This window comes from Paracoccus aminovorans, from assembly GCF_001546115.1.
Lineage (GTDB): Bacteria > Pseudomonadota > Alphaproteobacteria > Rhodobacterales > Rhodobacteraceae > Paracoccus > Paracoccus aminovorans_B.
The window spans coordinates 518,722-534,264 of the sequence record NZ_KQ955208.1; the positions used below are offsets into that span (position 1 = coordinate 518,722).

At 69.5% G+C, this 15,543-nt stretch carries 13 protein-coding genes and 1 tRNA gene; 3 read left to right on the plus strand and 11 right to left on the minus strand.

Going from position 1 to position 15,543, the window contains the following annotated elements:
• Positions 1–306 precede the first annotated feature (306 nt).
• The 4 genes from recG to sciP form a co-directional block, all read right to left on the minus strand.
• On the minus strand, positions 307–2,421 hold the full coding sequence (gene recG / locus ASV56_RS02695; RefSeq protein ID WP_062560687.1) for an ATP-dependent DNA helicase RecG: 2,115 nt from the start codon (positions 2,419–2,421) through the stop codon (positions 307–309).
• A complete protein-coding gene (ligA, locus tag ASV56_RS02700) occupies positions 2,397–4,793 on the minus strand; it encodes an NAD-dependent DNA ligase LigA (RefSeq protein WP_082724712.1) in 2,397 nt (798 codons plus the stop codon). Before ligA ends, recG begins: the two co-directional genes overlap by 25 nt.
• A 116-nt stretch (positions 4,794–4,909) precedes the next feature.
• Positions 4,910–5,626, minus strand: a complete 717-nt coding sequence (ctrA, locus tag ASV56_RS02705) for a response regulator transcription factor CtrA (RefSeq protein WP_062560688.1) — start codon at positions 5,624–5,626, stop codon at positions 4,910–4,912.
• Positions 5,627–5,709: 83 nt separating this feature from the next.
• Positions 5,710–5,994, minus strand: coding sequence for a CtrA inhibitor SciP (gene sciP / locus ASV56_RS02710; protein WP_062560689.1), 285 nt, complete (start codon positions 5,992–5,994; stop codon positions 5,710–5,712).
• A gap of 165 nt (positions 5,995–6,159) precedes the next feature.
• On the opposite strand from sciP, the gene mnmA reads away from it, so the two are divergent.
• Positions 6,160–7,329, plus strand: coding sequence for a tRNA 2-thiouridine(34) synthase MnmA (mnmA, locus tag ASV56_RS02715; RefSeq protein WP_062560690.1), 1,170 nt, complete (start codon positions 6,160–6,162; stop codon positions 7,327–7,329).
• 6 nt (positions 7,330–7,335) lie between these two features.
• On the opposite strand, the gene ASV56_RS02720 is transcribed toward mnmA, so the two are convergent.
• Positions 7,336–7,749, minus strand: a complete 414-nt coding sequence (locus ASV56_RS02720) for a SufE family protein (RefSeq protein ID WP_062560691.1) — start codon at positions 7,747–7,749, stop codon at positions 7,336–7,338.
• Between the two features lie 163 nt (positions 7,750–7,912).
• On the opposite strand from ASV56_RS02720, the gene ASV56_RS02725 reads away from it, so the two are divergent.
• Positions 7,913–8,395, plus strand: coding sequence for a hypothetical protein (locus tag ASV56_RS02725; RefSeq protein ID WP_062560692.1), 483 nt, complete (start codon positions 7,913–7,915; stop codon positions 8,393–8,395).
• Positions 8,396–9,307: 912 nt separating this feature from the next.
• Here the strand turns inward: ASV56_RS02725 and ASV56_RS02730 are convergent.
• The 6 genes from ASV56_RS02730 to ASV56_RS02755 form a co-directional block, all read right to left on the minus strand.
• A complete protein-coding gene (locus tag ASV56_RS02730; protein ID WP_017997858.1) occupies positions 9,308–9,853 on the minus strand; it encodes a GNAT family N-acetyltransferase in 546 nt (181 codons plus the stop codon).
• A 111-nt stretch (positions 9,854–9,964) separates the two neighbouring features.
• Positions 9,965–10,237, minus strand: coding sequence for a 50S ribosomal protein L27 (gene rpmA, locus ASV56_RS02735; RefSeq protein WP_026155066.1), 273 nt, complete (start codon positions 10,235–10,237; stop codon positions 9,965–9,967).
• A gap of 12 nt (positions 10,238–10,249) precedes the next feature.
• A complete protein-coding gene (gene rplU, locus ASV56_RS02740; RefSeq protein ID WP_062560693.1) occupies positions 10,250–10,633 on the minus strand; it encodes a 50S ribosomal protein L21 in 384 nt (127 codons plus the stop codon).
• A 188-nt stretch (positions 10,634–10,821) separates the two neighbouring features.
• Positions 10,822–11,886, minus strand: a complete 1,065-nt coding sequence (locus ASV56_RS02745) for a CaiB/BaiF CoA transferase family protein (protein WP_062560694.1) — start codon at positions 11,884–11,886, stop codon at positions 10,822–10,824.
• Positions 11,887–11,904: 18 nt separating this feature from the next.
• Positions 11,905–11,980 (minus strand) — tRNA-Val (locus ASV56_RS02750).
• A gap of 45 nt (positions 11,981–12,025) precedes the next feature.
• The gene (locus tag ASV56_RS02755; protein ID WP_062562207.1) at positions 12,026–12,892 is read right to left on the minus strand and encodes an NAD(P)-dependent oxidoreductase; all 867 of its coding nucleotides are present in this window, start codon (positions 12,890–12,892) and stop codon (positions 12,026–12,028) included.
• 129 nt (positions 12,893–13,021) lie between these two features.
• Here ASV56_RS02755 and ASV56_RS02760 point away from each other — a divergent pair, with 129 nt between their 5' ends.
• A complete protein-coding gene (locus tag ASV56_RS02760; protein WP_062560695.1) occupies positions 13,022–15,475 on the plus strand; it encodes a penicillin acylase family protein in 2,454 nt (817 codons plus the stop codon).
• The last annotated feature ends 68 nt before the right edge of the window (positions 15,476–15,543 follow it).

The following is a 15,543-nucleotide window of genomic DNA, read 5'->3' on the forward strand; positions in this document are numbered from 1 at the left end:
CGCGGCACCGCCGGCACATGAAAAAGCCGGCCCTTCGCGGGGCCGGCCAGTTGCGCGCATGATCGTCCGGGGGAAATCGCGGCACCCAGGCGAAGGGGCCGCCATCAGCGCGGGGCAGTGAGGGATCAGGCTGCCAGGATCGAGGGCAGCGAAAACAGGATGATGGCCGTCACGGAAATGGCGACGGTGCCCAGAAGGTCGGACAGGGATTCGCGGGTCATAGGCGTTCTCCACGGTTTGTTTATACTTTGTTCTCATCAATGCGGAACAAAGTAAAGAACTTTTTAAGAACATCCGGGGTCGCACCTAGCCGGCGGTGATCAGCCGCACCGCGCGGTCCTGCTCCATCAGCCACAAAAGCAGCCGGATCGCCTGGCCGCGCGGGCTCTCCATGCCCGGGTCGCGCTCCAGGAAGGCCTGCGCATCCTTGCGCGCCAGCGCCATCAGCGCGCCCTGGCGCTCCAGGTCGGCGATGCGAAAGCGCGGCAGGCCGGATTGCGCGGTGCCGATCACGTCGCCCGCACCGCGCATCGCCAGGTCTTCCTCGGCGATGCGGAAGCCGTCCTCGGTCTCGCGCAGGATGCCCAGGCGGCGGCGGCCGGTCTCGGACAGCGGCTCGTGATACATCAGCAGGCAGCTCGAGGCCTCGCTGCCGCGCCCGACCCTTCCGCGCAGCTGGTGCAGCTGCGCCAGGCCGAAGCTCTCGGCGCGCTCGATGACCATGATCGTCGCCTCGGGCACGTCGACCCCGACCTCGATCACCGTGGTCGCGACCAGGATCCGCGCCCGGCCGGCGGCGAAATCCGCCATGGCGGCGTCGCGTTCCTCGGGCGGCATCTGGCCGTGGACCATGCGCACTTCGGCGCCAAAGCGGGCGCGCAGCTCCTGGAAGCGGGCCTCGGCAGCGGTCAGGTCGACCGCCTCGCTTTCCTCGACCAGCGGGCAGACCCAATAGGCCCGCGCGCCGCCCTGCAGGGCGCGTTCCAGATGCGCCAGAACCTCGGCCATGCGGCTGTCCGGCACCACCGTGGTGCGCACCGGTTGGCGCCCTGCCGGCTTTTCGTCCAGCACCGACAGGTCCATGTCGCCGAACTGCGCCAGCGCCAGCGAGCGCGGGATCGGCGTCGCCGTCATCACCAGCATGTCGGGCGGCAGGTGGTTGCCCTTGGTGCCCAGCTCCATGCGCTGGTTAACGCCGAAGCGATGCTGCTCGTCGATGATCGCCAGCCGCAGGTCGGCGAATTCCACGGTCTTCTGGATCACGGCATGGGTGCCGACCAGGACGTCGATGCGGCCCATGGCCAGGTCGGCCAGGATATTCGCGCGCGCATCGCCCTTGTCGCGGCCGGTCAAGACCTCCAGCCGAATCCCGGCCAGCTGCGCCAGCGGCTCCAGCGCGCGGAAATGCTGGCGCGCCAGGATCTCGGTCGGCGCCATCAGCACGCCCTGCCTGCCCGCCTCGACCGCGACCAGCAGCGCGAGGAATGCGACCAGGGTCTTGCCGGCCCCGACATCGCCCTGCAACAGCCGGTTCATCCGCCGCGGCGCGGCCATGTCGCCGGCGATTTCGTCGACCGCGCGGCGCTGCGCCCCGGTCGGCGGCCAGGGCAGACCGGCCAGCACCCGCTCGCGCAAGCGGCCATCGCCCTGCGTCGCCAGCCCCGCCTGCCGGCGCCGGTCGCGGCGCAACAGCGCCAGCGTCAACTGATGCGCGAAAAGCTCGTCATAGGCCAGCCGCGCCCGCGCCGGATCGGTCGGCGACAGCCCCTCGGGCCCCGAGGGGGCATGGGCCTGCGCCAGGGCGGCATGCCAATCCGGCCAGCCCTCGCGCGCAAGCAGGCCCGGGTCGATCCACTCCCCGGCCGCCGGCAGTTTCGCCAGCGCGCCGCGCACCGCCTTCTGCACCACGCCCTGCGTCAGCCGGCCCGAGAGCGGATAGACCGGCTCGAATTCCGGCAGGGGCGGGCCGTCCTCGGAGCCGATATGGTCGGGATGCACCATCTGCGCCATGCCGTCGAACAGCTCAATCTTGCCCGAGACCAGCCGGCGCGCGCCCGCCGGCAGCTGGGTCTCGATCCAGTCCTTGCGGGCATGAAAGAACACCAGCTGCAGATCGCTGGAGCCGTCCGAGCAATGCACCCGCCACGGCCGGCCCTTGCCGCTGGGCGGGCTGTGACGCTCGACCCGGACCAGCAGGGTGACGATCTCGGGCGGCCGGGACTCGGCCAGCCGGGCGATGCGGCGGCGGCGGATGCCGGAATGCGGCAGGGTCAGCACCAGGTCGCGCAGCCGGGTCGCGCCCATCTGGGCAAAGCTCTCGGCGGCGCGCGGACCGACCCCGGGCAGGGTCTCGACGCCCGCGAACAGGGGAAACAGCGCCTCGGGCCGGCCGGGCTTCACCGCTGCGCGATCGCCAGCCATTCGTCCTCGTCGATGACCTTGATGCCCAGTTCGGCGGCCTTCTTCGCCTTCGATCCCGCGCCCGGGCCGGCGATCAGCAGATCGGTCCGGGCCGAGACCGAGCCCGCGACATGGGCGCCAAGCGCCTCGGCCCGGGCCTTGGCCTCGGCGCGGGTCATCTTCTCCAGCGTGCCGGTAAAGACCAGCGTCTTGCCGGTGATCTCGCTGTCGGTGGCGCGCGCCTCGGGCGGCAGCACCGTCAGGAAACCCGCCAGCCGGTCGATCGCGGCGCGCTCGGCGGGGTTGGCAAAGGCGTCCGACAGCGACATGGCAAGCGTCGGGCCGACGCCATCGGCGGCGATCAGGTCGGACCAGGCCGCGGTGCTTTCCGGCGACAGCTCGACATGGGCCAAAAGCGCAGCCCGGGTTTCGGCAATGCGGGCACGGCGGTTTTCGGCCTGCGCGGCGGCGCGTTCGGCCTGGGCGGCCTCATCGGCCTCGCGATGCGCCAGCGCGGCGGGGCGCGACAGGTCCAGCGCCGTTTCGAGGGCCTGCCAGCTGCCGTAATGCCGCGCCAGGTCCTGGGCCGCAACCTCGCCGACATGGCGGATGCCAAGCGCGAAAAGCAGCCGCGACAGCGGGATCTCGCGCCGCTTCTCGATGGCCTGGAAAAGGCTGGCGGCGCTTTTCTCGCCCCAGCCCTTGATCTCGGCCAGGCGCGTGCCCGACAGCCGGGCCAGGGCCGCCGCAGCGCCACCCGAAAGATGCAGCCGATCGATGCCAAGCGAGAGCAGCAGATCCTCATCGGCGTCGCCGCGGCTATCCGCCCGCATCTTGGCGCCCTCGGCATCACGCCGGGCCAGGGTAAAGATATCCGCCGGCTCGGCGATCCAGCCCAGGCGATAGAACAGCTCGACCTGCTTCGCGCCCAGCCCCTCGATGTCGAAGGCGGCGCGCGAGACGAAATGGCGCAGCTTTTCCACCGCCTGCGCCGGGCAGATCAGCCCGCCGGTGCAGCGGCGCACCGAGTCGCCCTCTTCCCGAATAGCGGGCGAGCCGCATTCCGGGCAGCGGTCGGGAAAGACATAGGGCACGGCTCCCGCCGGCCGCTTGGCCAGGTCGACGTCCGCGACCTTGGGGATCACGTCGCCGGCGCGATAGACCTCGACCCAGTCGCTGATGCGGATGTCCTTGCCGCCGCGGATCTCGCTGCCATCGGCGCCGCGGCCGGCAATGTAATCCTCGTTGTGCAAGGTCGCGTTCGAGACCACGACCCCGCCCACCGTAACCGGCGTCAGCCGTGCGACCGGGCTCAGCGCCCCGGTGCGGCCGACCTGGATGTCGATGGATTCGAGCCGGGTCCAGGCGCGTTCGGCCGGGAATTTGTGCGCCAAGGCCCATCGCGGCGTGGTCGAGCGCATACCCAGCCGCGCCTGATAGCCGAGGTCGTTGACCTTGTAGACCACGCCGTCGATGTCATAGCCGAGCGTGGCGCGCATCTGTTCGATCTCGGCCCAGGCGGCCAGCATCTCGGCGACGGAACGGCAGATCCGGGTCAGCGGATTGATCTGGAAGCCCATCGCGGCGAGGCGCTGGACCGCCTCGAACTGGGTCGGGGCCAGGGGTTCGCTGATCTCGCCCCAGGCATAGGCGAAGAAGCGCAGCGGCCGGGCGGCGGTGATGGCCGGATCCAGCTGGCGCAAGGAACCGGCGGCGGCATTGCGCGGGTTGGCGAAGACGCGGCCGCCCTCGGTCTGGTTCAGCCGCTCGAAATCCGCGTGGGACATATAGACCTCACCGCGGATCTCCAGCACCTCGGGGAAATCGCGGCCGGCGAGCACCTGCGGAATATCCGCGATGGTGCGGGCATTGGCGGTCACGTTCTCGCCCACCGCACCGTCGCCGCGGGTCGCCGCCTGGACCAGCCGCCCGCCTTCGTAACGCAGCGACAGGGACAGGCCGTCGATCTTGGGCTCGGCGGTGAGTTCCAGCGCGGCATCCGGGCCGAGGTTCAGGAACGAGCGCACCCGCTGCACGAAGGCCTGCACGTCATCGGCGGCAAAGCCGTTTTCCAGCGACAGCATCGGCAGCCGGTGCATGACCTTGGCAAAACGGCCGTCCGGCGCGGCACCGACCTGGGCCGAGGGGCTGGCCTTGGCGGCAAGATCGGGAAAACGGCTTTCGATCTCCAGAAGGCGGCGCTTCTTCGCGTCATAATCGGCATCGCTGATGAAGGGCGCGTCGTCGCGGTGATAGGCTTGGTTCGCGCGGTCCAGGACATCGGTCAGCGCGGCGAGCTCGGCCAGGGCCGCGGCCCGGTCCAGCGTCTCGACCGGCTGCGGCGATGGCGATTCGGCCCTGTCCGCGGCCTGGTTCTCGTCCTCTGCGGTCATCGCGCCCTCCGCCAGCCTGCCTGCCCCGCCGGGCCTGTCCGAAAGACGGTGATACCGGGGCCGGGGCCGGATTGTCCAGCGCCCGACCCGGGTTCAGGCTGGTAACGCCACGCGGATCAGGCGCGCAGCGCCAGGCGCTCGGGGTTCTGCATCTCGGCCACCGGGTCGCGCAGGACATAGCCCCTGCCCCAGACGGTCTCGATATGGCTTTCGCCGCTCATCGCCGCCGCCAGCTTCTTGCGCAGCTTGCAGACAAAGACGTCGATGATCTTCAGCTCGGGCTCGTCCATGCCGCCGTAGAGGTGGTTCAGGAACATCTCCTTGGTCAGCGTCGTGCCCTTGCGCAGGCTGAGCAGTTCGAGGATCTGGTATTCCTTGCCGGTCAGGTTCACCGGCCGTCCCCCGACCTCGACCGAGCGCGCGTCGAGGTTCACCACCATCTCGCCGGTGCGGATCACCGATTGGCTGTGTCCCTTGGAGCGGCGGATGATCGCCTGGATGCGCGCCACCAGCTCATCGCGGTTGAAGGGCTTGGTCATGTAGTCGTCGGCCCCGAAACCGAAGCCGCGCAGCTTGCTTTCGGTATCGTCCGAGCCGGTCAGGATCAGGATCGGCGTGTCGACGCGCGACATGCGGATCTGGCGCAGCACCTCCATGCCATGCATGTCGGGCAGGTCCAGGTCCAGCAGGATCAGGTCGTAGTCGTAGAGCTTGGCAAGGTCGATCCCCTCCTCGCCCATGTCGGTGCGATAGACGTTGTAGCTTGCGTGGGTCAGCATCAGCTCGATGCTGCGCGCCGTGGTCGGATCATCCTCGACCAGAAGAATTCGCATAATATGTCCCCTTGCCAACCATCTGACTGGTAAAATTTCCGCGCAAAAGGTTAATATCACGTTACCGAAGATACCGGCAAATGTTATTCAACCTCAGGTTGTCGAAATTTTTGCAGCTGGGTGATCTTCAGCGCGTTGCGGCCATGGCGGCGAAAGGCCTGCATCCAGGCATCGAACTCTTCTCCGGTCAGGCCATAGCGGCGAAGCGCCTCCTCTCGCGACAAGAGCCCGTATTGCACGGCATCGACGACGGCGGCCTTGCGGCTGGCGACCCAGCGGGTCTGCGGCGACGGCAGGTCGGCCAGCGTCAGGATGCTGCCATCGGGCAGGGTCGCGGTGCGCGGTCCGGGGGCTTTTCTCAAAAACATCGGCAAGTTCCTGTGATCCTTGCCTTGTTGTGGCGCAAACTTCTTAAATCCCGGTGAAGTCACGCCGGGTTTTCCCGCCCGGCCCTTGAGAAACCCGGAAATTTTCCTATAAATGTAGGCAACAACGCCGCCCGTCTTCGCGCGCGGCCGCGACAAGGACGATCCATGACAGCGCCCCGCCCGAACTTGCGCCCCGACGCGCCGGCCATGACCATGAATTCGCTGGGCTTTGCCAAGCCGCCGGCGCAGACCCGCGTGGTCGTCGCCATGTCGGGCGGCGTCGACAGCTCGGTCGTGGCGGCGATGCTGGCGGCGCAGGGCTATGACGTGATCGGGGTCACGCTGCAGCTTTACGATCACGGCGCGGCCCTGGCGAAAAAGGGCGCCTGCTGCGCCGGCCAAGACATCCACGATGCCCGCCGCGTGGCCGAGCGCATCGGTTTCCCGCATTATGTGCTTGATTACGAAAGCAAGTTCCGGGAATCGGTGATCGAGGAATTCGCCGATGCCTATCTGGCCGGCGCCACGCCCGTGCCCTGCATCCGCTGCAATGAGCGGGTGAAGTTCCGCGACCTGCTGCAGACCGCGCGCGAGCTCGACGCCGATTGCATGGCGACCGGGCATTACATCCGCCGCTTCGACGGTCCGGCCGGGGGCGAACTGCACATGGCCGCCGACCCGAACCGCGACCAGAGCTATTTCCTGTTCTCGACCACGCAGGAACAGCTGGATTTCCTGCGCTTTCCGCTGGGCGGTCTTGCCAGCAAGGCCGAGACGCGCGCCCTGGCGGCGCAATACGGGCTGGCGGTGGCGGACAAGCCCGACAGCCAGGACATCTGCTTCGTGCCGAACGGCGACTATGCCAGCGTGATCGAGAAGCTGCGTCCCGGCGCCGCCGACCCGGGCGAGATCGTCGACCTGGACGGCAATGTGCTGGGCAGCCATCGCGGCGTGATCCATTACACCATCGGCCAACGCCGCGGCCTCGGCATCGGCGGCCTGGGTGATCCGCTTTACGTCGTGCGGCTGGAGCCCGAGACCCGGCGCGTCGTCGTCGGCCCCAAGCAGGCGCTGGCGACGAAGATCGTGCCGGTGACCGAGGTGAACTGGCTGGGCGACGAACCCTTCGCGGGCGAGATCAGCATCACCGCCCGCATCCGCTCGACCCGGCCGCCGCGGCCGGCGATCCTGCGCGTGACCGGCGCGCGCCGCGCCGAGATCGAGTTGCTGGCACCGGAGGAAGGCGTCAGCCCGGGCCAGGCCTGCGTCTTCTACGCCACCGAGGGCACGCGGGTGCTGGGCGGCGGCTGGATCTCGCACCGCCGCGGCGGCTGAGGCGCCTCAGGCGGCGTGACTGGCGGCCAGCAGCCGGATGCGCTCGACCATCGCGCGCAGCCCGTTCGAGCGTTGGGCGGACAGATGCCCCTCCAGCCCCAGCCGGGCCAGTTCGGCGCTGGCGTCGATGCCCCGGACCTGCCTCACCGGCACGCCGGAATAAAGCGCATGCAGGATGGCGATCAGCCCGCGCACGATCAGCGCGTCGCTGTCACCCTGGAAGTCGAACCTGCCGCCCTCGATGCGGGGCATGATCCAGACCTGGCTGGCGCAACCCTCGACCTTGGTCGCCGGAACCTGCAGCGAGGCGTCCATCGCCGGCATCGCCTTGCCCAGTTCGATGACATGGCGATAGCGTTCTTCCCAATCCTCGAGGAAATCGAAGGTTTCGGCGATGTCTTCAAAGGCGGGCGTGGCCATGGCGCTTCCTTTCCGCAGGGCCGCAGGCGGGCGGCCGGTGATGGCATAGCGCGCGGCGCCGACAAGGTCAAAGAGGCTTTCACCGCCGCGCGACTTGCCCTATCACTGCGCCAACGAGACCAGGGACACGGGGGCGGCACTCATGCGGACGGGAACTTTGGGCATGCTTGCCTGCGCGGCTCTGGTGCTGGTCGGCTGCGGCCGCATGGGCGACAGCAGCTGGAACCCGATGCGCTGGGGTGGCGCGCAGCAGCCGCAAAGCCTGGCGCCCGAGGGCGGCTACCCGACCAGCACGAACGACGGCCGCGTGCCGCTGGCGCATGTCACCAGCGCGAAATGGGATCCGATGTATGAGGGGCGGCTGCTGGTCGTCACCGGGCTTGGCGCCAGCAAGGGCTGGTGGGACGTGGCGCTGGTGACCGAGGTGCCGATGCCGCCGGGCCGGATCCGCCCCGACGAAAACGGCGTGCTGCGGCTGCGGCTGGTCGGCAAGCCGCCGCTGCCCGACACCTTCGCCGCCGCCAACCCGCCGAATCCGGCCAGCGACACCATCACCGCCGCCCTGACCATTCCCAACGCGGTGCTGCCCAGCCTGCGCGAGGTGGTGATCTCGGGCGCGGGCAATGCGGTGACGCTGCGGCCCTGACGCTGCGGCCCCGAGGGTTTCTTCGTTCTGAAAATACCCATGCGAACCGCGCCAAAGGGCCGGGGCGAACGAGCCCCCATGCAAGTGGAATGGCGCCCTCCAGCTGAGCCTGCGATCGGACGCAGCTCAGCAGCACTGTCAACGCCCAAACAGCCTTATCAAGCGCCGCGGCCGAATGCGCCTGCAAACCGCGTCGCACAGCCGGGTCCCGCTAAACCTTGCAAAACGCAAGGTGCGTCCCATCGTGCGCGCATGTCCGGCACCTTCGGCCCGTCCGGTGCCGAGCAGCTTGCCAAGCATCCCCCCGCTCTCAGCGGCGAACCGAGCGCTGCAAAAACATGCATTCGCTTGTTCCATCCGCCATGGCGCGCGACTGGGCCGCCTTGTGGACCTTGGCTCCGGCCTGATGCGGCAGGCGCTGCCCTCCTGCTTCCCGCATCGCCAGGACCCGCAAACCCCCGCGCTGCGAAAAAGCGTTCGCTGTGTCCTTCACCGGCCAGGCGCGCGACGTGCGCCTCTGGCCATGTCTCAAGCGGCACGCGGCACCAATCCGCTTAGCTCGGGCATGAGAAGGCGCCTGACCCGCGGACAGATCCTCGCGTTACGAACACCTCTCGATGCGTCTCCGGGGATGATGGCTCGCGACGAAACCGTCTGCCCGCCTTGGCGCATGTCCCAGCCGGTGCGCTCTTCAACCCCGCCGCTGACCCCAAGCACGAGACCGCGCCGGCAAACCTACGCGCAACGAAAGGTCCATCCCGCTGCCGGATGTCCGCCGGTCATCGCAGGCCACCGAAACCGTCCTGCAAACGCCGATCCAGATCGGCCCCGCTTCACACCGACCCGGCCGCGCCCTGGCGCCAAGCAAAAGGCCCGCCGCAAAGGCGGGCCTTTACCCCAGGATTGCGCCGTTCAGCCCATCTTGCGCAGATAGGTCCAGGTCGGCACCCGCGCATCGCGCGCCACCGACCAGCTTTCCGCATCGCCCAGATATTCGAAGCCGCAATTGGTCAGCACCCGGGCCGAGCCGGGATTATCCTGGAACGCCTCGGCAAAGAGCGTGCGCGAGCCATGCGGATTGGCCTCGACCAGCGCCGAGACCGCCTCGGTCGCGAAGCCGGTGTTCCAGAAGCCGGCACCGACCCAGAAGCCCAGCTCCGACTGCTCCTGGTCGATGCGGGTCAGCGAGACCACGCCCAGCAGTTCGGCCAGCTTGTTCGTCGAGCCGTCGATGGCCCAGACATCCTCGTCGCGATCCGCGGCCATGGCCCGGCGCACATAGGATTCGGCCGCGCCCGGCGGCAGCGGATGCGGGATCGAGCGCGTGCCCTCGGCCACCCGGCGGTCGGCGGTGTAATGCGCGATCAGCCCGGCATCCGACATGCGCAGCGGGCGCAGCACGAACCGTTCGGTGGTGATATCGACCTGCCGCGCATCCGAGGCGATCAACTCGTTCATGTCACTTCTCTCCCCCATTCCTCGAAACCATATGGGTGCTGCGCGCCGAAACGCGAAGGGGACCGGCCTGCGCCGATCCCCCTTTTTTAGCACCAGAGTGTTAAAATCGGCTTACTCGGCAGCCTCGAGATTGGCGGGCAGCACGGAGATATAGGTGCGGCCCTTGAGGCCCTTGCGGAAGCTTACCTGGCCATCGGCCAGCGCGAACAGCGTGTGGTCGCGGCCCATGCCGACGTTGGCACCGGCCCACCAGGTGGTGCCGCGCTGACGCACGATGATGTTGCCGGCGACAGCCTGCTGGCCGCCGAACAGTTTCACGCCAAGACGACGACCGGCCGAATCGCGACCGTTGCGGGACGAACCGCCTGCTTTCTTATGTGCCATGGGTCAGTCTCCTCAGTTGGCGGTTTCGACGTGGTCATGGCGACGCGCGATGCGCGCACCGACGGCGGCCTTGACGTCGGTCTTGTCGCCGCCGTTTTCCAGCAGGTCGGTGATGCGGACCAGGGTCAGCTGCTGGCGATGGCCGCGCGTGCGCTGCGAGGAATGCTTGCGGCGGCGCTTGACATAGGTGATGACCTTGTCGGCCTTGATGGTGTCGATCACCTCGGCCTGCACGGCGGCACCGGCCACCAGCGGCGCACCGACGGTCGCGCCGATCATCAGCACGTCGTTGAACTGGATCTTGTCGCCGGCTTCGGCGTTCAGCTTTTCGACGCGCAGCACGTCACCGGATTGGACCCGGTATTGCTTGCCGCCCGTCTTGAGAACTGCGAACATTCGCTTCTTCCTTGTTCTGCCGCGTCCTTCGGCCCCTGCGGCGCAGGAGTTCGTGGGGTCGGCCCCCGCCTTCGGACAGCGCACCCGTCGATTGGGTGAGGTTCAAAATAACGCACCGGCAACGGGCGCCTGCCCGGCCGGTCGCGGGTATATCGCGGATTCGGCCGCGCAAGTCAACAGGAATGCCGTCACCGCGCCCATGCCGCCCGCGCCTCGGCCAGCGACAGCTGACGGCCCGGCCGCAGCGCGCCGGGCGTCTCCGACAGCCGCGGTGCCGGCGCCGGCTCGCTGCCGTGAAAGGTGCCGCGCGCGACATTATGCGGATGGCGCGGCGCCTCGTCCAGCGACAGCACCGGCGCGGCGCAGGCGTCCGAGCCCTCCAGCACCGCCGCCCAGTCATCGCGCGAGCGGGTGGCGATGCGGGCGGCCAGCGCCGCGCGCAGCGCCGGCCATTGCGCCGGATCGGCGCGGTCGGGCAGCACGGCCGGATCCAGTTCCAGCCGCCGCAGCAACTCGGCCCAGAACTGCGGCTCGATGGCGCCGATGGCCAGGAAGCCGCCGCAGGCGCAGGCATAGCAGCCGTAATAGGGCGCGCCGCCGTCCAGCAGGTTCGCCTGCCGCGCGTCCTGCCAGATCCCCGCCGCCCGCATCCCAGAGATCATCGCCATCAGATGCGCCACCCCGTCCGAGATCGCCGCATCGACCACCTGGCCGCGCCCGGTCTCGCGCGCCGAGAGGATCGCCGCCAGCATGCCCGCGACCAGATACATCGAGCCGGCGGCAAAATCCCCGACCAGGTTCAGCGGCGGCACCGGATGCGCCGCCGGGCCGATGGCATGCAGCGCGCCGGTGATGGCGATATAGGTCAGGTCGTGGCCCGCCGAATGCGCCAGCGGACCCGCCTGCCCCCAGCCGGTCATGCGGCCATAGACCAGCCGCGGATTATCCGGAAAATCCCCAGGCCCGAGGCCGAGCCGTTCCATCACCCCCGGCCGCATGCCCTCGATCACCGCATCGGCACCGGCGATCAGCGCATGCGCGGCGGCCCGGCCGTCGGGGGATTTCAGGTCCAGCTCCAGCCAGTCGCGGCCGCGGTCCAGCACGTCGCGCTCGAGCCCGAAGATATGGCGTAAGCCGGGCCGGGTAATGCGCAACACCCGCGCGCCGTGATCGGCGAGCCACATGGCCGAGAAGGGCGTCGGGCCAAGCCCGGCGATCTCGACGATGCGCAGGCTGGAAAGCGCGCCGCTCATGCGGAAAACCGGGGGGTATGGTGGGCGGTGAGGGACTCGAACCCCCGACATTCTCGGTGTAAGCGAGACGCTCTACCAACTGAGCTAACCGCCCCCGCGTCGGCTGATAGCCCGAGCCGGCGGCACTTGGCAAGCCGGCTCATTTGCGCAGCCGCGCGATCAGCGACGAGGTGTCCCAGCGCCCGCCGCCCATGTTCTGCACCTCCTTGTAGAACTGGTCGACCAGCGCCGTCACCGGCAGGGTCGCGCCGGTCTCGTCGGCGGTGGCCAGGCAGATGCTCAGGTCCTTGCGCATCCAGTCCACCGCGAAGCCGAAGTCGAAGCGGTTCTCGGCCATGGTCTGGTGGCGGTTCGCCATCTGCCAACTGCCGGCGGCGCCCTGGCTGATGACCTCGACCACCGAGGCGATGGAAAGCCCGGCCTTCTCGGCGAAATGCAGCGATTCCGACAGGCCCTGCACCAGCCCGGCAATGGCGATCTGGTTGCACATCTTGGTCAGCTGCCCGGCGCCCGAGGGGCCCATCAGCCGGCAGATCTTGGCATAGGCGGCGATCACCGGCTCGGCGCGGGCGTAATCCGCCTCGGCGCCGCCGCACATCAGCGAAAGCTGGCCGTTCTCGGCCCCCGCCTGCCCGCCCGACACCGGCGCATCGACGAAGCCGATGCCCGCGCCCGAGGCGACCTCGGCCAGCTCGCGCGTCACCGCCGCCGAGACCGTGGTGTGATCGACGAAGACCGCGCCCGCCGCCATGCCGGCAAAGGCCCCGGCCTCGCCCAGGCAGACCTGGCGCAGGTCGTCGTCGTTGCCGACGCAGGCCATGACGAAATCGGCGCCCTCGGCCGCTGCGCGCGCGGTCGCGGCGGCGCGGCCGGCGTGGCGGGCGACCCAGGCCTCGGCCTTGGCGGGGCTGCGGTTCCAGACCGTCACCTCATGCCCGGCCGCGGCCAGATGGCCCGCCATGGGAAAGCCCATCACCCCAAGTCCCAGAAATGCAACGCGCGCCATCACTTTCTCCGCTTCCATGTGAAAGGCGCGTTGATCCGGCCCGCGCCCTGTCCTATTCACCCCGATGAATTCCACCACGAGGCGCAAGGGTCAACCTCTGCGCCCAAAACCTCGGGACAGCACCGCGCCATGGTGACAATTTTCCGCTGGCTTGTGCGCCTGACGGTCGGGCTGATCCTGCTGGCCCTGGCGCTGGTGGTGCTGGCCTGGTATTTCGCCATCCGCTCGCTGCCAGATTACGACGGGCGCTACGAGGTCGCGGGCATCTCGGCCCCGGTCGAGATCGTGCGCACGACCGAGGACGTGCCGCATATCTTCGGCAAGACCGACCGCGACGTGTTCTTCGCCCTGGGGCTCGCCCATGCCCAGGACCGCCTGTTCCAGATGACCGTGCTGCGCCGCGCGGCGCAAGGCCGGCTGGCCGAGATCTATGGCCCGGGCGCGATCCGCGCCGACGACCTGGCGCGGCGGCTGGGGCTTTACCGCAATGCCCGCGCCTCGCTTCAGGCGCAGGACCCGCAGACGCGCGAGGCGCTGCAGGCCTATGCCGACGGCGTGAACGCCTGGATCGGCCAGGTGAACCTGGGCGCGCGCGGCCGCGGCGCGCCGGAGTTCTTCCTTTATCCCGAGGACATTTCCTATTGGGAGCCGGCGGATTCGCTGGCGGTGCTGAAGCTGCTCGCCGCCTCGTCCACGGTTCAGATGCGGCGCGAGATCCTACGCGCCCGGCTGTCGCTGGCCGACCCCGCGCGCGGGCAGGACCTGGTCGCCGAAGCCGGCGAGCCGGCGATGCCTTCCTATGCCGGGCTGTTCCCGGGCGCGCGCTTCACCGGGCCCGAGCGCGGCACCGGGCCGCAGGACTGGACCGCGACTCTGGCGGGCTATCTTGCACCCTCGGCCGGGGCCTCGGCCAATGGCTTCGCGGTGGCGCGCGGGCGCACGGCGGCGGGCGGCGCCCTGCTCGCCAATGATCCGCAATTCGCCCTGACCGCGCCGGGCCTGTGGTATCTGGCCCGGATCGAACTGGGCAGCGGCGGGGTGATCGGCGGCACCATCCCGGGCATCCCGGCCATCCTGTCGGGGCGCAACACCCGGCTCGCCTGGGGGATCACCCCGGCGCAGATCGACGACCAGGACCTGTTCATCGAAGAGGTGCAGCCCGGCGACGCCGGCCGCTATCGCGGCGTGGACGGCTGGACCGAATTCACCACCCGGCGCGAGACGCTGAGGATTCGCGGCGCCGCGCCGCAGACGATCACGCTGCGCGAGACCGCGAACGGCCCGATCATCCCGGCGGCGCATCTGGATCTTGCCACGGTGCTGCCCGCGGGCCATGTCGCCGCCCTGTCCTGGACCGGCGGCTTCGGCGAGGACCGCAGCATGAGCGCGCTCATCGGGCTGATGCAGGCGCCCGACCGGGCCGGCGCCGCGGCGGCGCTGCGCGACATGGTCGCGCCCGCGATGGTGGTGACGCTGGCCGACGCCCAGGGCGTGGCCGAGGTGCTGGCCGGCGCCCTGCCCCGTCGCGCGCCCGCGCACCAGACCGCCGGGCGCATGCCCGCGCCGGGCTGGATCGCGCAGAACCGCTGGCAGGGCCAGGGGCCGGTGCCCGAAAGCCTGGCTCAGATGGACCCGCCGGGCGGCATGGTCGCCTCGACCGGCGCCGCGGCGCCCGGCCAGGGCTTGGGTCATGACGGCGCCGACGGCTATCGCCAGGCCCGGCTCGCGCATCTGATCCAGTCGCGCGAGGTGCATTCCCGCGACAGCTTCATCGCCGCGCAGAACGACATCGTCAGCCCCATCGCCCGGGCGCTGCTGCCGCTGGTCGGGGCAGACCTGTGGTTCACCGACGAGCCCGCCGCCCAAGGCACGCCCGAGCGCCTGCGCCAGGACGCGCTGGCGCTGCTGGCGAACTGGGACGGCGCCATGAACGAACACCTGCCCGAGCCGCTGATCTATGCCGCCTGGATGCGGGCCTTGCAGGACCGGCTGCTGCGCGACGACCTCGGCCCCCTGGCCGACGACCTGACCGAGCTTTATCCGCGCTTCATCGACCGGGTGTTCCGCAACCTCGGCGGCGCCGGCGTCTGGTGCGACATCCGCCAGTCGGCCCCGGTCGAGACCTGCGCCCAGATCGCCCGCCAGGCGCTGGACGCGGCGCTGCTGGATCTGTCGGCGCGTTTCGGTCCCGATCTTGCCAGCTGGCGCTGGGGCGACCTGCACCGCGCCCGGCACGTCCATCCGGCGCTCGGCGACATGCGCGGCCTGTCCTATATCGTGAACCTGATCCAGCCGACCTCGGGCGCCGAAAGCACCATCGCGCGGGCCGGCATGCTGGGCCATGGCCGCAATCCCTGGCTCAACGTCACCGGCGCGGCCTATCGCGGCGTCTACGACCTGGCCGACCCCGACAGCTCGGTCTTCGTGATCTCGACCGGCCAGTCAGGCCATCCGCTGTCGCGTCATTACGACGACATGGCCGAGCTGTGGCGGCGCGGCGAATATGTCGGCATGTCGCTGGACCCCGATCTGGCGCGTGCCGCAGCGACCGGCATCACCCGGCTGGAACCGGCCGCGAACTGAGGCGCGCACTGACCCCCTTGCATCTTCCGCGGCAGCGGGCTTCCCTCGCGCCACGATACCGCAGGAGA

What these genes read in the sequence shown, in the direction of transcription:
- sciP (WP_062560689.1), bottom strand. Translation starts at nt 5,994, where the DNA reads ATGTTTTTGAGAAAAGCCCCCGGACCGCGCACCGCGACCCTGCCCGAT.
- recG (WP_062560687.1), bottom strand. Translation starts at nt 2,421, where the DNA reads ATGGCTGGCGATCGCGCAGCGGTGAAGCCCGGCCGGCCCGAGGCGCTG.
- ASV56_RS02745 (WP_062560694.1), bottom strand. Translation starts at nt 11,886, where the DNA reads ATGAGCGGCGCGCTTTCCAGCCTGCGCATCGTCGAGATCGCCGGGCTT.
- ASV56_RS02720 (WP_062560691.1), bottom strand. Translation starts at nt 7,749, where the DNA reads ATGGCCACGCCCGCCTTTGAAGACATCGCCGAAACCTTCGATTTCCTC.
- ASV56_RS02760 (WP_062560695.1), top strand. Translation starts at nt 13,022, where the DNA reads ATGGTGACAATTTTCCGCTGGCTTGTGCGCCTGACGGTCGGGCTGATC.
- ctrA (WP_062560688.1), bottom strand. Translation starts at nt 5,626, where the DNA reads ATGCGAATTCTTCTGGTCGAGGATGATCCGACCACGGCGCGCAGCATC.
- ASV56_RS02730 (WP_017997858.1), bottom strand. Translation starts at nt 9,853, where the DNA reads ATGAACGAGTTGATCGCCTCGGATGCGCGGCAGGTCGATATCACCACC.
- rpmA (WP_026155066.1), bottom strand. Translation starts at nt 10,237, where the DNA reads ATGGCACATAAGAAAGCAGGCGGTTCGTCCCGCAACGGTCGCGATTCG.
- rplU (WP_062560693.1), bottom strand. Translation starts at nt 10,633, where the DNA reads ATGTTCGCAGTTCTCAAGACGGGCGGCAAGCAATACCGGGTCCAATCC.
- ASV56_RS02755 (WP_062562207.1), bottom strand. Translation starts at nt 12,892, where the DNA reads ATGGCGCGCGTTGCATTTCTGGGACTTGGGGTGATGGGCTTTCCCATG.
- ligA (WP_082724712.1), bottom strand. Translation starts at nt 4,793, where the DNA reads ATGACCGCAGAGGACGAGAACCAGGCCGCGGACAGGGCCGAATCGCCA.
- mnmA (WP_062560690.1), top strand. Translation starts at nt 6,160, where the DNA reads ATGACAGCGCCCCGCCCGAACTTGCGCCCCGACGCGCCGGCCATGACC.
- ASV56_RS02725 (WP_062560692.1), top strand. Translation starts at nt 7,913, where the DNA reads ATGCTTGCCTGCGCGGCTCTGGTGCTGGTCGGCTGCGGCCGCATGGGC.